The sequence below is a fragment of the Schumannella sp. GW821-FHT10F01 genome, from assembly GCF_058809295.1.
Genome location: NZ_JBXASM010000013.1, coordinates 19,884 through 41,063, shown reverse-complemented (window position 1 = coordinate 41,063; position 21,180 = coordinate 19,884). Strand labels below are relative to the sequence as shown.

15 protein-coding genes are annotated in these 21,180 nt (G+C 71.7%); 14 read left to right on the top strand and 1 reads right to left on the bottom strand.

Going from position 1 to position 21,180, the window contains the following annotated elements; genetic code table 11:
* Window positions 1-146 precede the first annotated feature (146 nt).
* The 14 genes from AC1RSJ_RS14040 to AC1RSJ_RS13975 all read left to right on the top strand — a co-directional run bounded on the left by AC1RSJ_RS14040 (window position 147) and on the right by AC1RSJ_RS13975 (window position 18,249).
* A complete protein-coding gene (locus AC1RSJ_RS14040) occupies window positions 147-2,048 on the top strand; it encodes a glycoside hydrolase family 127 protein (RefSeq protein ID WP_493119049.1) in 1,902 nt (633 codons plus the stop codon).
* A 119-nt stretch (window positions 2,049-2,167) separates the two neighbouring features.
* Complete coding sequence (locus AC1RSJ_RS14035; RefSeq protein WP_493119048.1) at window positions 2,168-3,535, top strand: extracellular solute-binding protein; 1,368 nt, start codon at window positions 2,168-2,170, stop codon at window positions 3,533-3,535.
* Window positions 3,532-4,503 (top strand): carbohydrate ABC transporter permease, encoded by a 972-nt coding sequence (locus tag AC1RSJ_RS14030; protein ID WP_493119047.1) that lies wholly within the window; start codon window positions 3,532-3,534, stop codon window positions 4,501-4,503. Before AC1RSJ_RS14035 ends, AC1RSJ_RS14030 begins: the two co-directional genes overlap by 4 nt.
* Complete coding sequence (locus tag AC1RSJ_RS14025; protein WP_493119046.1) at window positions 4,500-5,426, top strand: carbohydrate ABC transporter permease; 927 nt, start codon at window positions 4,500-4,502, stop codon at window positions 5,424-5,426. The genes AC1RSJ_RS14030 and AC1RSJ_RS14025 overlap by 4 nt, the downstream gene beginning before the upstream one ends.
* 4 nt (window positions 5,427-5,430) lie before the next feature.
* Window positions 5,431-7,377: a glycoside hydrolase family protein gene (locus AC1RSJ_RS14020; protein WP_493119045.1), complete on the top strand. Its 1,947-nt coding sequence runs from the start codon at window positions 5,431-5,433 to the stop codon at window positions 7,375-7,377.
* 82 nt (window positions 7,378-7,459) lie between these two features.
* Window positions 7,460-8,506 carry an L-glyceraldehyde 3-phosphate reductase gene (mgrA, locus tag AC1RSJ_RS14015; RefSeq protein ID WP_493119044.1) on the top strand — a complete coding sequence of 349 codons (1,047 nt, stop codon included), beginning with the start codon at window positions 7,460-7,462 and terminating at the stop codon, window positions 8,504-8,506.
* Window positions 8,507-8,627: 121 nt separating this feature from the next.
* A complete protein-coding gene (locus AC1RSJ_RS14010) occupies window positions 8,628-9,602 on the top strand; it encodes an aldo/keto reductase (RefSeq protein ID WP_493119043.1) in 975 nt (324 codons plus the stop codon).
* A 59-nt stretch (window positions 9,603-9,661) separates the two neighbouring features.
* Window positions 9,662-10,555, top strand: a complete 894-nt coding sequence (locus AC1RSJ_RS14005; protein ID WP_493119042.1) for an SDR family oxidoreductase — start codon at window positions 9,662-9,664, stop codon at window positions 10,553-10,555.
* 378 nt (window positions 10,556-10,933) lie between these two features.
* Window positions 10,934-11,755, top strand: a complete 822-nt coding sequence (locus tag AC1RSJ_RS14000; protein WP_493119041.1) for an ABC transporter ATP-binding protein — start codon at window positions 10,934-10,936, stop codon at window positions 11,753-11,755.
* A 34-nt stretch (window positions 11,756-11,789) separates the two neighbouring features.
* Window positions 11,790-12,824, top strand: coding sequence for an iron-siderophore ABC transporter substrate-binding protein (locus tag AC1RSJ_RS13995; protein WP_493119040.1), 1,035 nt, complete (start codon window positions 11,790-11,792; stop codon window positions 12,822-12,824).
* A 2-nt stretch (window positions 12,825-12,826) separates the two neighbouring features.
* Window positions 12,827-14,923 (top strand): iron ABC transporter permease, encoded by a 2,097-nt coding sequence (locus AC1RSJ_RS13990; RefSeq protein ID WP_493119039.1) that lies wholly within the window; start codon window positions 12,827-12,829, stop codon window positions 14,921-14,923.
* A gap of 183 nt (window positions 14,924-15,106) precedes the next feature.
* A complete protein-coding gene (locus AC1RSJ_RS13985; RefSeq protein ID WP_493119038.1) occupies window positions 15,107-16,411 on the top strand; it encodes an ABC transporter substrate-binding protein in 1,305 nt (434 codons plus the stop codon).
* 78 nt (window positions 16,412-16,489) lie between these two features.
* Entirely contained in the window at window positions 16,490-17,419 is a 930-nt protein-coding gene (locus AC1RSJ_RS13980) for a carbohydrate ABC transporter permease (protein ID WP_493119037.1), read from the top strand.
* Window positions 17,416-18,249, top strand: coding sequence for a carbohydrate ABC transporter permease (locus AC1RSJ_RS13975; protein WP_493119036.1), 834 nt, complete (start codon window positions 17,416-17,418; stop codon window positions 18,247-18,249). The genes AC1RSJ_RS13980 and AC1RSJ_RS13975 overlap by 4 nt, the downstream gene beginning before the upstream one ends.
* Before the next feature lie 152 nt (window positions 18,250-18,401).
* On the opposite strand, the gene AC1RSJ_RS13970 is transcribed toward AC1RSJ_RS13975, so the two are convergent.
* Window positions 18,402-21,179 carry an alpha-L-rhamnosidase gene (locus AC1RSJ_RS13970; protein ID WP_493119035.1) on the bottom strand — a complete coding sequence of 926 codons (2,778 nt, stop codon included), beginning with the start codon at window positions 21,177-21,179 and terminating at the stop codon, window positions 18,402-18,404.
* Between the last annotated feature and the right edge of the window lies 1 nt (window position 21,180).

Below are 21,180 nucleotides of genomic sequence, written 5' to 3'. Positions count from 1 at the left end.
AGCCTGCGACCGGGCAACACGCCGCGGCATCGACGGAAATTGCGGAAACATGTTGCCGCGCTCTCCCGATCGTGTGAGGATGCTCGCGAGCCGCCCGCCGATCGAGGCGCGACGGCGGCACCGTCCGATGGAGTACGAGGAGCACCATGCCCGACGCCGCGATCGCCGAGCCCGCAGAGTCCGCGACCACCGCCCGACTCGGGGGAGGCCCCGTCAGCCCTCGCGCCGCCACCGCACTGCGGCCGATCGGCTTCGGCGAGGCGCGCATCCTCGGCGGCCACCTCGGCGCCCTGCAGGAGCGCAACGGCCGCCACTCGATCCCCGCGGGCTGGCAGCACATGGAGGACATCGACGCCTGGGGCAACTTCCGCCGGGCGGCCGCCGACGAGATCGGGGCGAAGCACTCCGGCCCGGTCTTCGAGGACGGGGAGGCGTTCAAGTGGCTCGAGGGCGTCGCGTGGGAGCAGGGACGCGCCCCGCGCGCCGAGCTGCTCGACCGGCTCGTCGAGGGCGCCCGGCTCGCAGCCGCAGCCCAGGCCGACGACGGCTACCTGTCGACCTTCAACCAGTACTCGGGTCTGCGCGGCCGGTACGAGTGGATGAGCGACGACCACGAGATCTTCAACATGGCGACGATGCTCCAGGCCGCCGTCGCCATGCACCGCACGACGGGCGACCCCGCGCTGCTCGAGGTGGCGCGTCGGGCCGGCGACCACCTCGTCGCCACCTTCGGCCCCGGCCGGCGCGAGGAGCTGTGCGGGCATCCGCTCGTGGAGATGGCCCTCGTCGAGCTGTACCGCGAGACGGGGGAGCGCAGCTACCTCGACCTCGCCACCTGGTTCGTCGACTTCCGCGGCCACGAGACCATCCACGACTACACGCACCAGCGCTGGCCGTCCACCTACTACAGCGATCGCATCCCGATCCGCGAGACCGTCTACCCGGAGGGGCACGCCGTGCGCGCGGTCTACTTCGCCGGCGGCGCCGCGGATGTGGCGATCGAGACCGGCGACACGGCCCTGCTCGACCACCTCGAGACGCTCTGGCAGAACATGGTCGGCGCCTCGATGTACGTCAACGGCTCGCTCGGCGCGCGCTGGGAGGGGGAGGCGTTCGGCGACCCCTACGAGCTGCCCGTCGACCGCGGCTACGGCGAGACCTGTGCGGCCATCGCGTCGACCCAGTGGAGCTGGCGGATGCTGCTCGCCACCGGCCGGGCCCGCTACGCGGACCTCATGGAGCGCCAGCTCTGGAACGCCGTGCTCTCCGGCGTCGCCGCCGACGGCGACGCGTTCTTCTACGTGAACGGCCTGCAGGTGCGCGAGCACGTCGTCATCACGGACGACCGGATGCCCGCGGCCGGCCGCCAGCACTGGTTCGGCTGCTCGTGCTGCCCGACGAACCTCATGCGCACGCTCGCCGTGCAGCACGCCTACCTCGCCACGACGACGGATGCGGGCGTGCAGCTGCACCACTTCGCCGACGCGGAGATCGACGCCGGGGGCTTCCGCCTCCGGATGCGCACCGAGTACCCGTGGTCCGGCGAGATCGCGGTCGAGGTGGTCGCGGCTCCGGCCGGCGAGGCCGAGCTGAGCATCCGCGTGCCGGGCTGGGCCGACGGCGCCGCGCTGACTGCGGCAGGGGAGCCCGTCGCGGCGACGGCCGGCGAGTACGCCGTCGTCTCCCGCGCCTGGACCGCCGGCGACGTGCTGCACCTGTCCCTCCCCTTCGCGCCGCGCCTCGAGCGCGCGCATCCGCGGGTCGAGAGCGCCCGCGGTGCGGTCGCCGTGTTCCGCGGCCCGATCCTCTACGCGCTCGAGCAGGTCGACCAGGCGCCCGGCGCCGTCGTCGACGACCTCGAGCTCGACGGCTTCGCCCCCGAGGTCGCCGACTCCGATCTGCTCGGCGGTGTCCCGGTCATCCGGATGCCGGCGACGATCGGCCCGGACGGCGCCCACGTCGACGCCGTCGCCATCCCCTACTTCCTCTGGGCCAACCGCGAGGTGGGTCCGATGAAGGTCTGGCTGCCGCTGCCCGAGCGCGGCTGAGCAGCGTCCCTCGACGCGGCGCGTCGCACCCCGGTGCGACGTCCCGCCGACCCGGCGCGCCCGGGAGCACCGCCGCGCCCGCACCATCCGGCTCCACAGCACACCTCGAAGGAGAGACCATGTCCGAGCCCATCTTCCTCAGCAGGCGCGACGTGCTGCGCCTCGGCGGCGTCGCCGCCGTGACCGCGGCCATCGGCGGCAGCCTCGTCGCCTGCGCGCCGTCCGGCCCCGAGATCCAGTACATGTTCTGGGGCTCCACCGGCGAGCAGAAGGCCGTGCAGGGCATGCTCGACAGCTTCGCGTCGAGCCAGAAGAACCTGTCGGTGAAGGGCCTCTACACGCCCGACGACTACGACACGAAGCTCAACGCACTCGTCGCCAGCGGGCGCCAGCCCGACATCGCCTACATCAATTCGCCGATGGCCTACCGCCTGGCGGAGCAGGGCCGGCTCGTGAACCTGAAGCCGTACTTCGACAAGTACCCGGCGCTGGGCGAGCGGCTGCCCACCTCGTACAACTTCTGGACCGAGGACAAGACGTTCGGCACCCCGGCCGCCTCCGAGATCATGGTGCTCTGGACGAACAAGAAGGCGTTCCAGGAGGCCGGGATCGACACCCCGCCGGTGAGCGCCGACACGGCCTGGAGCTGGGACGCGTTCGTCGAGGCCGCCACCGCGCTCACGAAGGACCGCAGCGGGAAGGGGCCGGACGAGACCGGCTTCGATCCGAAGAACGTCGCCCGCTACGGCACCCTCGCGAACATGTGGTCGGCGGCCTGGTACGGACTGCTCCTCTCCAGCGGCGTCGACATCGTCGACGAGTCGGGCACGAAGACCCAGCTCAACTCCGGCGAGGCCCTCACGATGTTCCAGAACCTCGTCGACCTCATGTACAAGCACCGCGTCGCGCCCACGCCGACCCAGCTCGGCAACAACGCGCCCTCGCTCAGCGTGCAGCTCGCATCGAACCGGGTCGGCATGGCGATCGACGGCCAGTGGGCGCTGCTCGACATCAGCCAGAGCAAGGCCGACTACGGCGTCGGCGTGCTGCCGAGCTACGGAACGCCCATGACCGCGTCGACGGGCGGTGCGATCGGCATCTTCAAGACCACCAAGCACCTCGACGAGGTGATCGAGCTGTACCAGTACCAGTCCGACCCCACGAAGGTCGGCCTGTTCAAGTCGGGGCTGTGGATGCCGGTCGACTCGAAGTACTACACGGACGCCGCCGAGATCGAGAAGTGGGTCGACCCGAAGGTGCACCCGGCGGAGTACCGCACGGCCGTCGTCGACTACGCGCTCAACAACTCCACGCGCTACTTCGCGGAGCGGATGAAGAACTACGAGGCGATCGACAAGATCGTCACCCCGGCGATGGAGCAGATCCAGGGCGGCAAGAAGAAGGTGGCGGACGTGATGAACGACGTCGCCAAGAAGCTCAACGCGGGCGTGCTCAAGGGGTTCTACCCGAACCCGATGGTGTCGTGACCTCCACCGCGACCGCACCGAGCCCCTCCGCGGGCGCAGCGGAATCCGTCACCGGCGGCACGGGCGCCGCCCCGCGCCGCCGGCGGATCGGCCGTTCGGAGGCGCGTTGGGGCGTGCTCTTCGCGATGCCGGCGATCCTCGGGTTCCTGATCTTCACGATCGGGCCGATGGTCGCGTCGTTCGCGTTCAGCCTCACGGACTGGACGGTCGGCGGCTCGCCGCGCTTCAACGGCGTCGACAACTACGTGCAGATCTCCCAGGATCCGCTCTTCTGGAAGTCGCTCGGCGTGACGACCTACTACACGCTCGCAGCGGTCCCGCTCGCGCTCATCGTCGGCTTCGCGGTCGCGATGCTCGTCAACGGCGGCCTGCGCCTGAAGTCCTTCTGGCGCACGGTGTACTACCTGCCGACGCTCGTGCCTGCCGTGGCGAGCGCCGTGCTGTGGATCTGGATCTTCAACCCCGATTTCGGGCTCTTCAACACGATCCTGCGCGGGGTGGGACTGCCGGGATCGAACTGGATCTACGACGAGTCGACCTCGATCCCGTCGCTGATCATCATGAGCACCTGGGGCTTCGGCAACGGCATGGTGATCTTCCTCGCCGGCCTCCAGGGCGTGCCCCGGCAGCTCTACGAGGCGGTGGCGCTCGACGGCGGCGGGGCGTGGGCGAAGTTCCGCAACGTGACGCTGCCGTTCATGACCCCGGTGATCTTCTACAACCTGGTCACCGGCATCATCGGCACCTTCCAGGTCTTCAACCAGGCCTACGTGATGACGAGCGGCGGGCCGAACAACTCGACGCTGTTCTACATCTACTACCTCTACACGAAGGCCTTCACCGACTCGCAGATGGGGTACGCCAGCGCGCTCGCCTGGGTGCTCTTCATCATCGTGCTGGTCATCACGGCCCTGCTCTTCCGCAATGCGCGGAGCTGGGTCTTCTACGAGACGGGGGACGCCCGATGACGACCAGTGAGGGACTCGACACGGTGCTGGGGATGGACCCGCGCGCTCGTCGCCGCCGCCGCAGGAGCCGGCCCGATCAGGAGACCGGCGGGCGCCCGATCTCGCGCACCGTGCGCACGATCGCCTTGGCGATCGGGGCGCTCGTGATGCTGGCGCCGTTCGTCTGGCTCATCCGCAGCGCGCTCATGACCGACACGCAGATCTTCATCAACCCGCCGGAGTGGATCCCGAACCCGTTCGCCTGGGACAACTTCCCGAACGCGCTCACGAGCCGCCCCTTCGGCGTCTACCTGCTGAACACCCTCATCATCGAGTTCTTCGTGGTGATCGGCACGGTGCTGACCTGCTCGCTCACCGCCTTCAGCTTCGCGCGGCTGCGCTGGCGCGGTCGCAACGTCGTGTTCGGCGTGCTGCTCACCGGCGTGATGCTGCCGTATGCGGTCACCCTGATCCCGACCTTCGTCGGGTGGAGCGCACTCGGTGCGCTCGACACGTTCATCCCGCTGATCGTGCCCGCCTTCTTCGCCGGGGCGGGCGGCGGGGTGTTCAACATCTTCCTGTTCCGTCAGTTCTTCCTGTCGATCCCGTATGAGCTCGACGAGGCCGCCTACATCGACGGCGCCACGCCGTGGCAGGTGTACTGGCAGGTCGTCATGCCGCTGTCGAAGCCCGTGATCGTCGTGGTGACGATCTTCACCTTCATCGGCGTGTGGAACGACTTCCTCGGGCCGCTCCTGTACCTCACGAGCGACGAGCACTTCACGCTCGCACTCGGCCTCGCGACGTTCCAGAGCAACTACACGGCCCAGTGGGGGCTGCTCATGGCCGCCTCCCTCGTGGTGACGCTGCCGATCATCGTGCTGTTCTTCGTGCTCCAGCGCTACTTCGTGGAGGGCGTGACCCTCACCGGTCTGAAAGGCTGAGCGGGTGACCGTCACCGACGACAGCACCTCCGTGCCCGCCGCCCGTCCGCAGCCCGCCGACTCCGCATCGGCCCCCGGCTCGGAGCGCGCCGACCGCGCGCTCGCGCCCGGACGCATCCGCCCGCGCGGCTGGTTGGAGCGGCAGCTCCGGCTGCAGGCCGACAACATCACCGGACGCCTCGAGGAGGTGTGGCCCGACGTCGGCCCGGACAGCGGCTGGCTCGGCGGCGACGGCGAGGACTGGGAGCGCGGGCCGTACTACCTCGACGGCCTCGTGCCGCTCGCGCACGCGCTCGACGACGACCGGCTGCGCGCGCTCGCGGCGCCGTGGATCGAGTGGATGCTCGGCTCGCAGCGCCAGGACGGCTTCTTCGGCCCGACGTCGAACGACGACTGGTGGCCGCGCATGGTCGCGCTGAAGGTGCTGACGCAGCACGCGGACGCGACCGGCGACGACCGCGTCGAGCCGCTCGTGGAGCGGTACCTGCGCCACGCGCTCGCGGAGATGCCGGGTCGTCCGCTGAGCGGATGGGGCCGCGTGCGCGGCGCCGACCTCGCCCTCACGGTGTGGTGGCTGCACGACCGCGTCGCGGCGCGCGGTGAGGACGTCGCCTGGATCCTCCAGCTCGTCGACGTGGTCGCCGCGCAGACGCAGGACTGGGAGCACTACCTGCGCCACGACCTCGTCTCCGGCAAGCAGAAGTTCTTCGACCACCGCACGCACGGCGTCAACGTCGCGATGGGGCTCAAGACCGGTGCGGTCGCCTGGCTCCGCGACGGCGACGACGTGCACCGGTCCGAGCTCGAGCACTCGATGGCGGAGCTCGACCGCTGGCACGGGCTCGTGCACGGCTGGTTCTCCGGCGACGAGTTCCTCGGCGGCACCGAGGCGACGGCGGGCGTCGAGACCTGCCTCGTCGTCGAGGCGATGTTCACCCAGGAGGTGATCGCGCGAGCGTTCCCGAGCGGCGTGCACGGCGACCGCCTCGAGACGCTCGCCTACAACCTGCTCCCGTCGTCCAGCGACGCCCGGATGCGCGGCCACCAGTACCACCAGCAGGCCACCCAGCTCTCCTGCACCGTCGCGCACCGGCCCTGGTCGTACTCCTCCGACGACGCGAACCTGTTCGGGCTGGAGCCGCACTTCGGCTGCTGCACCGCGAACCTGCACCAGGGCTGGCCGAAGCTCGTGACATCGCTCTGGTCGGCCACCGCGGCCGGCGGCCTCCGCGCGATCGCGTGGGCTCCGTGCGCGGTCGACGCGGAGCTGCCGGGCGGCCGGCTCCGGCTCGAGGTCGAGACCGAGTACCCGTTCGACGAGACGATCCGCGTGACGATCCACGCCGACGAGCCCGTGACCGCGCCGCTCGCGCTCCGCATCCCGGGCTGGTGCGACGACGCTCGCCTCCGCCTCGACGGCGCCGAGCTCGCGGTCGAGCCGGTCGACGGGTACGTGACGGTCGAGCGCGACTGGCGCGACGGCCAGGTGCTCGAACTGGTGCTGCCGATGGCGCCCCGCATCATCCGGCGTCCGCGGCAGGCGATCGGCGTGCGCCTCGGCCCGCTCTCGCTGGTGCTGCCCGTGAAGGAGGAGTGGCGCGAGCTGCCGTCCCGCGGGCTCGGCGACTGGGAGGTGCATCCGCGCGGCGTCTGGAACATCGGCGTCGTCGACCCGCGCGGCACCCGCGACACCTGGACCATCGAGCGGACGCCGTCGGGCGAGGTGCCCTGGGAGCGCGACTCGGCGCCCGTGCGACTGCGCGTGCGCACCGGCCGCGTCGACGCGTGGGGCTGGGACGGCGCGCAGGCCGCGCCGCCGCCGGACGGCCCGGTGCTCATCCCGTCGGTGCTCGACCACCACGAGCTGGTGCCGTACGGCTCCGCGCGCCTGCGGGTCGCCGAGCTGCCGGTCGTGCTGGCGCACCCCGGCCCTGCGGGGTACGAGGACTGAGCCGGGCCGTCGGCGGTCGCGCCAGCCCGGGAACGCCCTCCGAGCTCGGCGGCGCGTCCCCGGGATCGGGCAGGCTGGGTGCATGGACGCCTACGCCGCCGATCCCGCCCGCTACGACGGAACGATGGAGTACCGGAGGACCGGCTCGTCCGGGCTGAAGCTCCCCCTGCTGAGCCTCGGCTACTGGCACAACTTCGGCGACGACCGGCCGTTCGAGACGCAGCGGGCGATCACCCGGCGCGCGTTCGACCTCGGCATCACGCACTTCGACCTGGCGAACAACTACGGTCCGCCGTTCGGGTCGGCGGAGGAGAACTTCGGGCGGCTGGTCTCGCACGACCTCGCGCCGTACCGCGACGAGATCGTCGTGTCGACGAAGGCCGGCTGGGACATGTGGCCCGGCCCGTACGGCGCCGGCGGCGGCTCGCGCAAATACGTGCTCGCCTCGCTCGACCAGTCGCTCCGCCGGCTGCAGCTCGACTACGTCGACATCTTCTACTCGCACCGCTTCGACCCCGACACCCCGCTCGAGGAGACGGCGGCGGCGCTCGCGACCGCCGTGCGGCAGGGCAAGGCGCTCTACGTCGGCATCTCCTCCTACGATGCGGAGCGGACCGCGCGGATGGCGGAGCTGCTGCGCGCGGAGGGCACGCCCCTGCTCATCCACCAGCCCTCCTATTCGATGCTGAACCGCTGGATCGAGACGGAGGGGCTGCTCGACGCCGCCGCCGAGGCCGGCGCGGGCGTGATCGGCTTCACCGCCCTCGCCCAGGGCCTGCTGACCGACAAGTACCTCGACGGCATCCCGGAGGGCTCGCGCGCGAGCCGAGGCACCTCGTTCCGCACCCGGTGGCTCACCGACGACGTGATCGAGCGGCTGCGCGAGCTGAACGGCATCGCCCAGGAGCGCGAGCAGAGCCTCGCGCAGCTCGCGCTCGCGTGGGCGCTGCGCGACCCGCGCGTCACGTCGCTCGTCGTCGGCGCCTCGTCCGTCGAGCAGCTCGAGCAGAACGTCGGGGCGCTCGACCGCCTCGACTTCAGCGACGCCGAGCTCGCGCGAATCGACGAGCTCGTCGACGGCCTCGTCGATGTCGACCAGTGGAAGCGGGCCCGGTCCGGCACGCTCTGATCCGACGGTCCGGCCAGCGCGGCGGGTCGCCGATCGCTAGGGTGGCACTCGGATTGCCACGTAGCAATGACGCGGCGATCCGCACTCGGACGACGAGCACCACCCGGCGAAGGAGCCGCACATGGAGTACCGCACCCTCGGCCGATCCGGCCTCAGCGTCAGCGACATCGGCCTCGGCTGCTGGGCGATCGGCGGGCCGTCGTTCCGCGACGGCAACCCGGTCGGCTGGAGCGGCAACGACGACGAGCTCTCGCTCGCCGGTCTCCGCCGCGGCGTCGAGCTCGGCATCAGCCACCTCGACAGCGCCGACGTGTACGGCGACGGCCACTCCGAGCGCCTGATCGGCCGGCTGCTGCAGGACGTGCCGCGCGAGTCGGTCGTCATCGCGAGCAAGGCCGGCTACCACAAAGGCACGGCGGCGCATCCGATGGAGGCGCGTCATCTCCGCAACCAGCTCGAGCAGTCGCTCGCCAATCTCGGCACCGACCACATCGACCTCTACTACTTCCACAACCCCGACTTCGGCGCCGACGACCGCTACCTGGAGGGCGCGGCGGAGGTGCTGCTCGCGGCGAAGCAGGCGGGCGAGATCCGGGTCATCGGCCAGTCCGCCGGCCGGGTCGACGAGCTGGAGCGGACGCTCCCGACGACGCAGGCCGAGGTGATCCAGTTCCAGTACAACGCGCTCAGCGCGCAGGACGGGCCGGAGCGCGCGGACGTCATCCGCTACGCCGACGAGCACGACCTCGGCCTCGTGATGTTCAGCCCGATCGCCCAGGGTCTGGTGATCGGCAAGTTCGATCCCGAGAATCCGCCGGCGTTCGGCGAGGGCGACATCCGCGCCGGCAACCGCCAGTTCACGCGCGAGGGGCTGCTCGCGCTGCGCGAGCGGCTGCGCCCCCTCGAGGAGCGCTTCGGCTCGTCGACCCAGGACCTGCTGCGCATGGCGCTGCAGTACTGCCTCGCGCAGTCGGAGCGGGCCGTCGTGATCCCGGGGTTCAAGAACCCGACCCAGGTCGAGGCCAACGCCGCGACCTCGGGGCTGCCGCTCGGAGCGGACGACGTCGCATTCATCGACGCCGCGCTGACGGCCTGAGCCGGGTGTCGCCGGAGAAGGGGATGCGCCGCGGGGCATCCCGCCCCTAGCGTGCCCTCATGGCCGATCAGTACACCTTCCAGGACCCCACGCGGATGCACGCCGGCCGGGTCCAGACCGTCCGCGATCAGGCCGGCACCGGGCTCGGCGCGAGCATGGACTCGCAACCGGACCTGGGGGAGGAGACCTACCGGGGCACCGGTCGCCTGACGGGCCGCCGCGCGCTCATCACGGGCGGCGACTCGGGCATCGGCGGTGCGACCGCGATCGCCTTCGCGCGCGAGGGCGCCGATGTCGCGCTGTCGTACCTGCCGGACGAGCAGGAGGACGCCGAGCACATCGCCGAGCAGGTGCGCCGCGCCGGGCGCTCGGCCGTGCTGCTGCCGGGCGACCTGTCCGATCCCGCCTACTGCGAGCGGCTGGTGCAGGAGGCGCTGGCCGGGCTGGGCGGGCTCGACGCGATCGTGCTCGTCGCCGGGACGCAGCGCTGGCGGGAGTCGCTCGCCGACGTCGACGACGAGCAGCTCGAGCGGGTGTTCGCGGTCAACGTGCTGTCCGCGATCCGGATCGTGCGGGCCGCGCTGCCGCATCTCGGCCCCGGCTCGACCATCGTGACCACGACGTCCGTGCAGGCGTACTTCCCGTCCGGCGCGATGGTCGACTACGCGGCGAGCAAGGCGGCGGTGAACAACCTCGCGAAGGGGCTCGCCTCGCAGCTGGCCCCGAAGGGCATCCGCGTCAACGCGGTGGCGCCGGGTCCGATCTGGAGCCCGCTGCAGGTGTCGACCGGGCAGCCGCTCGAGGATCTGGCCACCTCGCCGGAGGGATTCGGGCTCGGGCGCTGGGGGCAGCCGTCGGAGGTCGCGCCCGCCTACGTGTTCCTCACGTCGGCGGAGTCGAGCTTCGTGGCCGGCTCGACGCTGCACGTCGACGGCGGTGCGCCGACACCCTGACGTGGGCGGCATGTCCGAGTGGTTCCGAAGCCACCCGAACGGAAACGGCTGTACCCCAGGCGGTGCGGTGGCATGTCCCCCGAATTCGGGCCTCTCATGTCGGCACATGTGTCCTAGAGTCGATAACGGCAGAGGCCGATGTGGCATTCGGGTTGCGACACCGACCTCTTGGCACTCTCGGATACGAGAGCGCAGACGCCACTTCGGGCAGGGCTCCTCCGTTCGGGTCGGAGGGCCCTGCCCCTTCTCGTCTCGGCGGGGGATCCGCTTCGCAGGCGCATCTCGCCCGCCCATCGCTCGCCCTCGAGGGGTACACGGCTGTGCCCCGACGGCGCTCGATTTGGTTAGGCCGCCCTCAGTGAGGTTAGGCTTGCCTATGTGACTTCGACCCGACTCGCCGGCGCCGATCTCGTGATCGGCTACGGCTCGACGCGCGTGGTGCACGGGGTCTCGCTCGCCATCGAGCCGGGGCGCGTCACCGCGCTGCTCGGACCGAACGGCAGCGGCAAGTCGACCGTGCTGCGCGCGCTCGCCCGGCTGCACCGGGTCGAGTCCGGCTCGGTCACCCTCGCCGACGACGATGCCGCCGAGGCGGAGGATGCCGCGCTGCTCACGGCTCGCGGCTTCGCCCGCCGCGTGGCGCTGCTCGCCCAGTCCCGCCCGCAGCCCTCGGGTCTCGACGTGCACGACGTCGTCGCGTTCGGCCGCCATCCGCACCGTCGGCGGTTCTCCCCACTGACGCCGGACGACCGCACGGCCATCGACCGCGCCATGTCGCTCACGGGCATCGGGCGGATGGCCGACCGGCCGGTCGACCGGCTCTCGGGCGGCGAGCTCCAGCGCGTCTGGCTCGCCACCTGCCTCGCGCAGGACACCGGCGTGCTCCTGCTCGACGAGCCCACCAACCACCTCGACCTGCGCTACCAGGTCGAGACCCTCGACCTGCTCCGCGAGCTGGCCGAGGACCACGGCACGGCCGTCGGCGTCGTGCTGCACGACCTCGGCCATGCCGCCGACGTCGCCGACCGCGTCGTGCTGCTCTCCGAGGGGCGCGTCCGCGCCGCGGGGGAGCCCGCCGACGTGCTGACCGGCGCGCACCTCACCGAGGTGTACGGCATCCCGATCGAGGCCGGGACCGACCCGGCCACCGGCCGTCTGCGCCTCGAGGCGCGCGGCCGCCGCATCGCCGCGTCGCGCTGAGCGCGCGGCACCACCATCCCCTGGAAGAGGACACATGACCCGGAGATCCGTCGTGGCCGCCGCCCTCGGCGCCACCCTGCTGCTCGGCGCGCTCACCGCGTGCGGCACCACCTCGACGACGGCCGCGGCCGATGACGTGGCGGCGCTCACCACGAGCGGCTCCGCCGGCTGCGACACCGCCGGCGAGCCGAGCACCGGCGCCGTGACCCTGACCGACGCCGCCGGCCGCACCGTGGAGCTCGACGCCCCGGCGAAGCGCGTCGCCGTGCTCGAGTGGCAGCAGACGGAGGACGTGCTCGCGCTCTGCACGACGCCCGTCGCCGTCTCCGACGTCGAGGGCTTCGGCACCTGGGACACCGCGGAGACCCTGCCGAAGGGCGTGAAGGACGTCGGCACGCGCGGCGAGCCGAACCTCGACACGCTGTTCGCCACGAACCCCGACCTCGTGATCGTCGAGGCCGCGAGCGACCAGGACGAGGCGCTGAAGCAGCTCGAGAAGTACAAGGTGCCGGTGCTCGTCACGTCCGGCGCCGACGCGGCCGACCCGGTCGGCAACATGCTCGACACCGTCGACCTCATCGGCAAGGCCCTCGGCCGCGAGGACCGCGCCGCGGACCTGCGAGCCGAGTTCGAGCAGAAGGTCTCGGACGCGACCGCCGAGATCGAGTCGGCCTCACCGTCCGTCACCGACTACGTCTACTTCGACGGCTGGATCCAGGGCGGCAACATCACGATCCGCCCGTTCGGCTCCGGATCGCTGATCGGCGCGCTCGGCGAGGAGCTGGGCCTGCGCAACGCGTGGACCGGCGAGACGGATGCGGCCTACGGCCTCGGCCAGACCGACCTCGAGGGGCTGCTCGCCGTCGGCGACGCGACCCTGCTGCACACGACGACGACCGACGCGGACAGCGACATCATGCCGCAGCTCGAGGCGAACGCCGTCTGGCAGTCGCTCCCCGCCGTGAAGGAGGGCCGCGTCGACGGCTTCCCGACCGGCATCTGGACGTTCGGCGGCCCCCGCTCGGCCGCGCAGATCATCGACGCCTACGTCGACGTCCTGACGAAGTGAGCGTGGGCGCGCCCGGCCTCCGCGAGGACGCCGCCACGGAGGACCGCGTCGCGCGGCCCGCCGCGGCGACGCGACCCCGGCGGCCGGGCGCGCTCGCGCTCCTGCTCGGGCTCGCCGTCGTGCTCGGGGCCGTCGCCCTCGTGCACCTCGGCCAGGGCACCTCGGCGATCGGACCGGCCGACCTGCTCCGCGCGCTCACCGGGTCGGACGCCCACGCGCTCGACGTGCTGACCCAGTCGCGGCTGCCGCGGCTCGGCGCCGGGCTGCTCGTCGGCGCCGCCCTGGGTGTCGCCGGCGCCGTCTTCCAGTCCATCGCGCGGAACGCGCTCGCCTCGCCGGACACCCTCGCGGTCACGGGCGGCTCCTACTTCGCCGTGACGGCCGTCGCGGCGTTCGGGCTCGCCATCCCGGTCTGGGCCTCGGGTGCCGTCGCCTTCGCGGGCGGACTGCTCGCCGCGGGTCTCGTGCTCGCGCTCGCCGGCGGTGCCGGGGGATCGACGACGCGGCTCATCCTCGCCGGATCGGCCGTCGCGCTGGCGCTGCAGGCGGGCACGACGACCCTGCTCATCCTGTTCTCGCAGCGCACCATCGGCCTCTACGCGTGGGGGAGCGGCTCGCTGAGCCAGCTCGGCCCCGACGCGGTGCTGCTCGCCGGCCCGCTCGTCGTGCTCGCCGTCGTCGCCGCGCTGCTGCTCTCCCGTCGGCTCGACCTGCTCGCCGTCGGCGACGATGCGGCCGCCTCACTCGGCGTGCCGGTGCGCTCCACCCGCGTGATCGGCGTGCTGCTCGCCGTGCTGCTCACCGCGGCCGCGGTCACGGTGGCCGGCCCGATCGGCTTCGTCGGGCTGCTCGCCCCGGTCGTCGCCCGGCTCCTCGGCAGGTTCGTGCCCGCGCTGTCGCGGCACGTCGTGCTCATCCCCGCCGCGGCCCTGCTCGGCGCCCTCGCGGTGATCGGCGCGGATGCCCTGCTGCGCGGGCTGCTCGGCGCCGACCGCGCCATCCAGATCCCCACCGGCATCGCCACCACCCTCGTCGGCGCCGGCGTGCTCATCGCGCTCGCCGCCCGCAGCCGCGACGCGGGGCCGACCCGCCGCCCGCCGGGCCTGCCCGCCGGCCCGCGGTCGGGCGCGCGCTTCACGGTCGTGCTCGTGCTCTCCGTGCTGCTCGCTGGGGGCGTGGCCGTCGGCGGGCTGCTGCTCGGCAGCACGCCGCTGCTGCTCGGCGACGTCGTGCTGTGGCTGCAGGACCAGGGCGCGCCCGTCGTGCGGTTCGCGCTCGACGAGCGGACGCCGCGGGTCGCGGCCGCGCTCGTGGCCGGCGCCGCGCTCGCCCTCGCCGGCTCGCTCGTGCAGGCCTCGACGCGCAATCCGCTCGCCGAGCCCGGCCTGCTCGGCATCACCGGCGGCGCCGGCCTGGGCGCCGTCATCGTCGTGACCTCGACCGGCGGGGGCACGCCGGCCATGATCGGGGCCGCGATCGCCGGCGCCCTCGTCAGCGCCGCCGTCGTCTACCTGCTCGCGCGCCGCGGGGGGCTGCAGGCCGACCGGCTGGTGCTCGTCGGCGTCGGCGTCGCGGCGGCCACGGGAGCCGTCTCGGGCTTCCTGCTCGTGCGGTCCAGCCCGTTCGACACCCCGAAGATCGCCACCTGGCTCTCCGGCACCACCTACGGCCGCAGCTGGCCCGAGGTGATCCCGGTGCTCGTGGCGGTCGCGGTGGCCGTGCCGCTCGTGATGGTGCTGCGCCGCGAGCTCGACCTCGTGGCGGTCGACGACGACCTCGCCTCCGGTCTCGGCGTGCGCGTCGAGCGCACCCGGCTGGTGCTGCTCACCGCCGCTGCCGTGCTCTCCGCGGTGAGCGTCTCGGCCGTCGGCGTCGTCGGCTTCGTCGGCCTGGTGGCGCCGCACGCCGCCCGGGCGCTCGTCGGCGCGCGGCACGGCCGCAGCATCCCGGTCGCGATGATCGGCGGCGCGGCCCTCCTCGCCGGTGCGGATCTCATCGGCCGCACGGTCATCTCGCCGTCGCAGATCCCGGCCGGACTGCTCGTCGCGCTGATCGGCGCCCCGTACTTCGTGCTGCTGCTCGCCCGCTCGCGCCGCTGATCCGCTGCGGATCCGGCGTCTGTCGGATGTCTCTGCTCCAGCGATCCCGTGCGCGACGCGTTATCCGATCGTTGTCGCTCGGAGGTTTGACACGGCTCCCGCGCGGACCTATCTTCAGGGCATTGAACCGTTTCAATTTCGAGGCGGTCCACCCCTGCCCGGGGCTTTACAAGGAGGTAAAGCATGCTCCCTCGCACCACCCTGATCCGCGTGGCCGCTGTCGCCGGCGGGATGGCGCTCGCCGCTGCGGCGCTCACCGGCTGCTCCGGTGGCGGCAGCACTGACGGCAAGGTCACCATCACGTTCCTGACCCAGAACGACGACGCGACCGTCAAGGGCGCGAAGAACATGATCGCGGCGTTCGAGAAGAAGAACCCCGACATCACGGTCAAGCTCGACACGCAGCCCGCCGGCACCGACGGCGACAACCTCACCAAGACCAAGCTCGCCACCGGCGAGATGGCCGACGTCTTCAACTACAACACCGGATCGCTGTTCCAGGTGCTGAAGCCCGACCAGACCCTCGTCGACCTGTCCGACGAGAAGTGGCAGTCCACGGTCACCGACGACTTCAAGGCCACGGTGAAGACCGACAAGGGCGTCTACGGCGCACCGACCGGCACCTCGTTCGGCGGCGGCGTGCTCTACAACAAGAAGGTCTACGCCGACCTCGGACTGTCGGTGCCGACCTCGTGGTCGGAGTTCATCGACAACAGCAAGAAGATCAAGGCGGCCGGCAAGACCGCGATCCTGCAGACCTACGGCGACGACTGGACCGCGCAGCTCTTCGTGCTCGGCGACTTCGCCAACGTCGCGACGCAGGACCCGAAGTGGGCCGACAACTACACGGCGAACAAGGAGAAGTACTCCGACGAGCCCGCGCTCGCGGGCTTCAAGCACCAGGAGGAGGCGCGTCCGTACTTCAACGCCGACTTCGCCTCGGTCACGAACGCCCAGGGCATGAAGCTGCTCGCCGACGGCGACGCGGTGCAGTACCCGATGCTCTCGGCGTCCATCGGCTCGGTGTTCCAGGACCAGCCCGAGAAGGTCGACGACATCGGCTTCTTCGCGCTGCCGGCCGACGACGCCAAGGACACCGCGGCGACCATCTGGGAGCCGGGCGCCTGGTACATCCCGCAGACCACGACGGGCGACAAGCTGACCGCCGCGAAGAAGTTCGTCGCGTTCCTCTTCACCCCGGAGGGCTGCAAGGCCCAGAGCCAGACCGGCGTGCCGTCGGGTCCGTTCGTGACGAGCGCCTGCACCGTGCCGGACGACTCGCCCGCGCTCATCGATGATCTGCAGAAGTACTTCGACGAGAAGAAGACGAGCCCGGCGCTCGAGTTCCTCTCGCCCGTGAAGGGCCCGGGCCTCCCGGCCATCACGGTCCAGGTCGGATCCGGCATCAGCACGGCGGAGCAGGGCGCGAAGCTCTACGACGACGACGTGAAGAAGCAGGCCCAGCAGCTGGGGCTCAAGGGCTGGTAGCCCGCCCCCGACGCTGACCGAGGGGCCGGCGGGACGAACCCGCCGGCCCCTCTCCCGACCCGAGGAGGATCCTCCGCTGTGACTGCAACGACCACCGCCGCGACCGTGCCGGTCGCGGCCGCGCGACGCCCCGGGAAGCCGTCCCGGAGCGGGCTGCGCACGTTCTACCCGTCGTGGTTCTACATCCCCGCGGCGGCGCTCTACATCGTGTTCTTCGCGGTGCCGACGTTCGCCGGCTTCTACTTCGCCCTGACCCGCTGGACCCTGTTCGACGTCACCTTCATCGGGTTCGACAACTTCGTGCAGTTCTTCCAGGAGCAGCAGCTCTACCAGGGCTTCATCAACACGTTCATCTACGGCTTCGTGACGTCGGCGGCGAAGGTCGTGATCGGCATGGCGCTCGCGCTGCTGCTCACCTCGCCGATCATCGGCCGCGGGTATCTCAGGGCCGTCGTGTTCTTCCCGGTGCTCGTCTCCACGATCGGCGTCGGCCTGACGTTCAAGTCGCTGCTCGACCCGTTCCACGGCGTGATCAACGGCTTCCTCGAGACGATCGGCATCGCCGGACCCGGCTGGCTGACCGACCCGAAGATGGCGCTGCTCACCGTCGCGGCGATCGACGTCTGGAAGGGCGTCGGCATCGCGACCCTCATCTTCATGGCCGGCATCGTCGCGATCCCCACCGAGTACTTCGAGGCGGCGCGCGTCGACGGCGCCAGCAGCTGGAACATCTTCCGGCGCATCACGCTGCCGCTGTCGATGCCCGCGACCGGCACCGTGATCATCCTGTCGCTCATCGGCGGCCTGCGGTCGTTCGACCTCATCTGGGCGACGACGAACGGCGGTCCCGGGTTCACGAGCGACGTCATCGCGTCGGTGATCTACAAGCAGTACCAAGCCGGGTTCTACGGCCTCTCCACCGCCGGCAACGTGATCCTGTTCATCGTCGTGACGGCGATCATGATCCCCGTCACGCGGCTGCTCAACCGCCGGGAGGTGGACCTGTGAGGGCCCTCGCCATCCGACGCGTCGTCGTCGGCACGATCGCGATCGTCGTCTCGGTCGTCGTGTTCCTCGTGCCGTTCGTCTTCATCCTGCTGCAGTCGTTCAAGACGTCGACGGAGGCGAACCTCCTCGGGTTCTCCTGGCCGACGGAGTTCGCCTTCGTCGACAATCTCGTCACCGTCATCCAGACGAACGACGGCATCATCGGGCGGGCGTTCGTCAACAGCGCGATCCTCACCGTGTTCAGCGTGACGCTCATGGTCGTGTTCGCCGCGATGGTGGGCTACGTGCTGCAGCGGCGTCCGTCGCGGCTCAACCCGATCGTCAACTTCTTCGTGCTCGCGGGGCTCATCGTGCCTCCGGCCGTGGTGCCGACGGTCTGGGTGCTGCAGGGGCTGCACCTGTTCAAGACGCTGCCCGGCATGATCCTCATCGAGGCGACGTTCGGGCTCTCGTTCTGCATCCTGCTGTTCCGGGCGTTCGTGGCGACCATCCCGAAGGAGCTCGACGAGGCGGCCGTGATCGACGGCGCCGGCGTGCTCCGGCTCTTCTTCACCGTCGTGCTGCCGCTGCTGCGTCCGGTGATCGTGACGGTGATCGTCGTGCAGTCGGTGGCGGTGTTCAACGACTTCGCGGGGCCGCTGTACTTCCTGCCCGGCGACGACAACGCGACCGTGCAGCTCACGCTGTATCAATTCCAGAGCAGATCGGTGAACCAGTACAACCTGCTGTTCACCGACATCCTGCTCATCACGATCCCGCCCCTGATCCTCTACATCTTCTTCAACCGGCAGATCGTGGCGGGCCTGACGAGCGGCGCCGTGAAGGGCTGAGCGCGCACGACGCGGACGCCGACGGCGCCCCGAGGGAAGCACTCCCTCGGGGCGCCGTCTGCGTCTGCGTCGTGTCCGGCGGACAGAGAGGAGGGCCGGGACGCTCGGCGTCCCGGCCCTCCTCGTGCTGCGGCCCTCGGCGCGCGCGGCGCTCAGCGGCCGCGGCGCTCCGCCAGGTCGCCGAGCACGGCCTCGACCCGCTCGACCACGTCCGAGTGGCGGTGCATCGGCAGCGCGTCGCGGAACGGGCGTCCCGGCGTCCACTTCACGTGCTTCCAGTGGGCGACGGCGTCGGGCGACAGCTCGAGCACGGTGTCGCGGACCAGCTCGTACGCCTCGCGGTCGTCGATCACGTCCGCCAGCGACGACTGCAGGGTCGGCGCCGCCGGGACGCCGCCGAGGTCCGGCGCGTCGACCGTCCACTCGTGCGTGCCGGCGGCGACCTCCACGGTCTCCCGCCCCGGCAGCGTCACGCGCGCCGAGGAGTTCGGCGGCACGACCGCGCCGACGGTCATCCGCCCGCCCTCGATGCGCCACGAGACGCTCGCGCGGCCGTACGGCGTCACGTGCTCGGCACGCGCCGAATCGAGGCCGGAGATCGGATGCGGCGCGATCTCGAGCACGCGGTAGCCGGGCTCCGCCGGGGCGAGGCCCGCGAGCGAGCGGTGCATCCAGTCCGCCACGGCGCCGAGGGCGTAGTGGTTGAACGAGGTCATCTCGCCGGGGTTGATGGTGCCGTCCTCGAGCATCGAGTCCCAGCGCTCCCATACCGTCGTGGCGCCCATCGTGACCGGGTAGAGCCACGACGGGTTCTCGGTCTGCGTGAGCAGGCGCCCGGCCTCCGCGACGTGGCCGGTGACGGTCAGCGCGTCGGCGATCACCGGCGTGCCGACGAAGCCCGTGCCGATGCGGTAGCCGGCGGCGCGCACGAGCGCGGCGAGCCGGTCGCCCATCGCCTGGAGCTGCGCGTCGTCGCGGTACAGGCCGAAGTGGATCGCCATCGCGTAGCCGGTCTGCGCGTCCGAGAGCATCCGGCCCGCGTCGGTGACGTACTCGCGCAGGAAGGAGGCCTTCACGCGCCGGGCGACGTCGGCCCAGCGCTCCGCGATCGCCGTCTCGCCGAGCGTCGCCGCCGCGCGGGCGGTGAGGTCGGCCGAGCGGTAGAGGTACCCGCTCGCCACGATGTCCTTGTCGGTCTTCGCGTCGGCCGGGAAGTGCGGCGAGGCGTCCGGGTCGAGCCAGTCGCCGAACTGGAACGAGTCCTCCCACAGCATCCGGTCGCCGGCGCGCTCGACGAGCACGGAGGTCCAGGCCTCCATCCACGGCAGCTGACGGCGGAGGGCCTCGAGGTCGCCGAAGCGCTCGTAGAGCACCGTCGGCACGACGCAGGTGGCGTCGCCCCAGGCCGCGGCCGGCACGCCCCGGTCGATCACGTTCGGCACGACGAACGGCACGATGCCGCCGTCGGAGGCCTGCTCGAGCGCGACGTCCTCCAGCCAGCTCGCGAGGAAGCCGTCGCAGTCGAAGAGGAAGCTCGCGGTCGGCGAGAAGACCTGGATGTCGCCGGTCCAGCCGAGGCGCTCGTCGCGCTGCGGGCAGTCGGTCGGCACGGAGAGGAAGTTGCCGCGCATGCCCCACACCACGTTCTCGTGGAGTCGGTCGAGCAGCGGATCGGACGACGAGAACCAGCCGGTGCGCTCCATGTCGCTGCCGATGACCTCCGCCGTGACGGCGGCCGGGTCGAACGCGCCGGGCCAGCCCGACACCTCGGCGTAGCGGAAGCCGTGGAACGTGAACTCCGGCGCCCAGTCCTCGACGTCGCCGGTGCCCGCGAGCGTGAAGTGGTCGGTCGCCCGGGCCGCGCGCAGCGGCCGGGTGCCGAGCTCGCCGTGCTCGAGCACCTCCGCGTGGCGCAGGGTGATCTCGGTGCCGGCCGGTCCGGCGACGCGGATGCGCAGTCGTCCGACGAGGTTCTGGCCGAAGTCGAGCACGGTCTTCCCGGCGGGCGTGGTGATCACGTCGCGCACGGCGACGGTCTCGGTCACGCGCACCGGCGGGCCGCTGCGCGGCACCGGCACGAGGTCCGACTCGTCGACGCGCACCGCGCGCCAGTCGGAGGCGGTGCGGCGCGCATCCGCGTCCTCGCCGTGGTAGATCCCGCTGGCGGTGCGCGGACCGTCGCCCGCGGCCTCCCAGCTCGCGTCGGTGACGACCGTCTCGCTCGAGCCGTCGTCGTAGTCGAGCACCAGCTGCAGCGCGGCGGCGGGGCGGTCGCCGTAGAAGCCGGCGTCCTGCCCGGTCCAGCCGAACGACTCCGTCCACCAGGCGCCGGCCAGCTCGATCCGCAGCTCGTGCTCGCCGGGGGAGAGGAGCGCGGTCACGTCCTGCGTCTCGTGCAGCAGCCGCCAGGGGTAGCTCGTCCAGCCCGGCTTCAGCAGCAGGTCGTCGACCGCGGCGCCGCCGATCCGCACCTGCGCCGCGCCGTGCGCGGTGGTGTAGAGCGTCGCCGCGCGCAGGCCGTCGCGCACCGTCACGGTGCTGCGCAGCTCGGCCGGCTTCTTCGGCTCCGGGTCGTCGAGTCCGATGAACGCGGCCCTCCACTCGCCGTCGGCGAGCGTGCCGCCGACGAGCTCGAGCGGGGCTGACCACTCGGAGGCGCTGCCGTCGGCGCCCTCCACACGCACCCGGACGCTCACCCGGGCCCGCGGCGCGATCGGGGCGAACGGCCACGGCACCTGCACCGACGCGTCGCCGTCGACCTCCGCGGTCGCGGTGCCGGCCGGCGTCGTCAGCTGCAGCTCGGCGCGCGACTGGCGCCATCCGGCGGCGTCGGTCTCGGCGCGCCAGCTCAGCGACGGGGTCGTCGACGAGGTGTACGGGGAGTCGGTGCGGCGGTCGGCTCGCAGGCCGGTCGCGGTGACGGTGTCCATC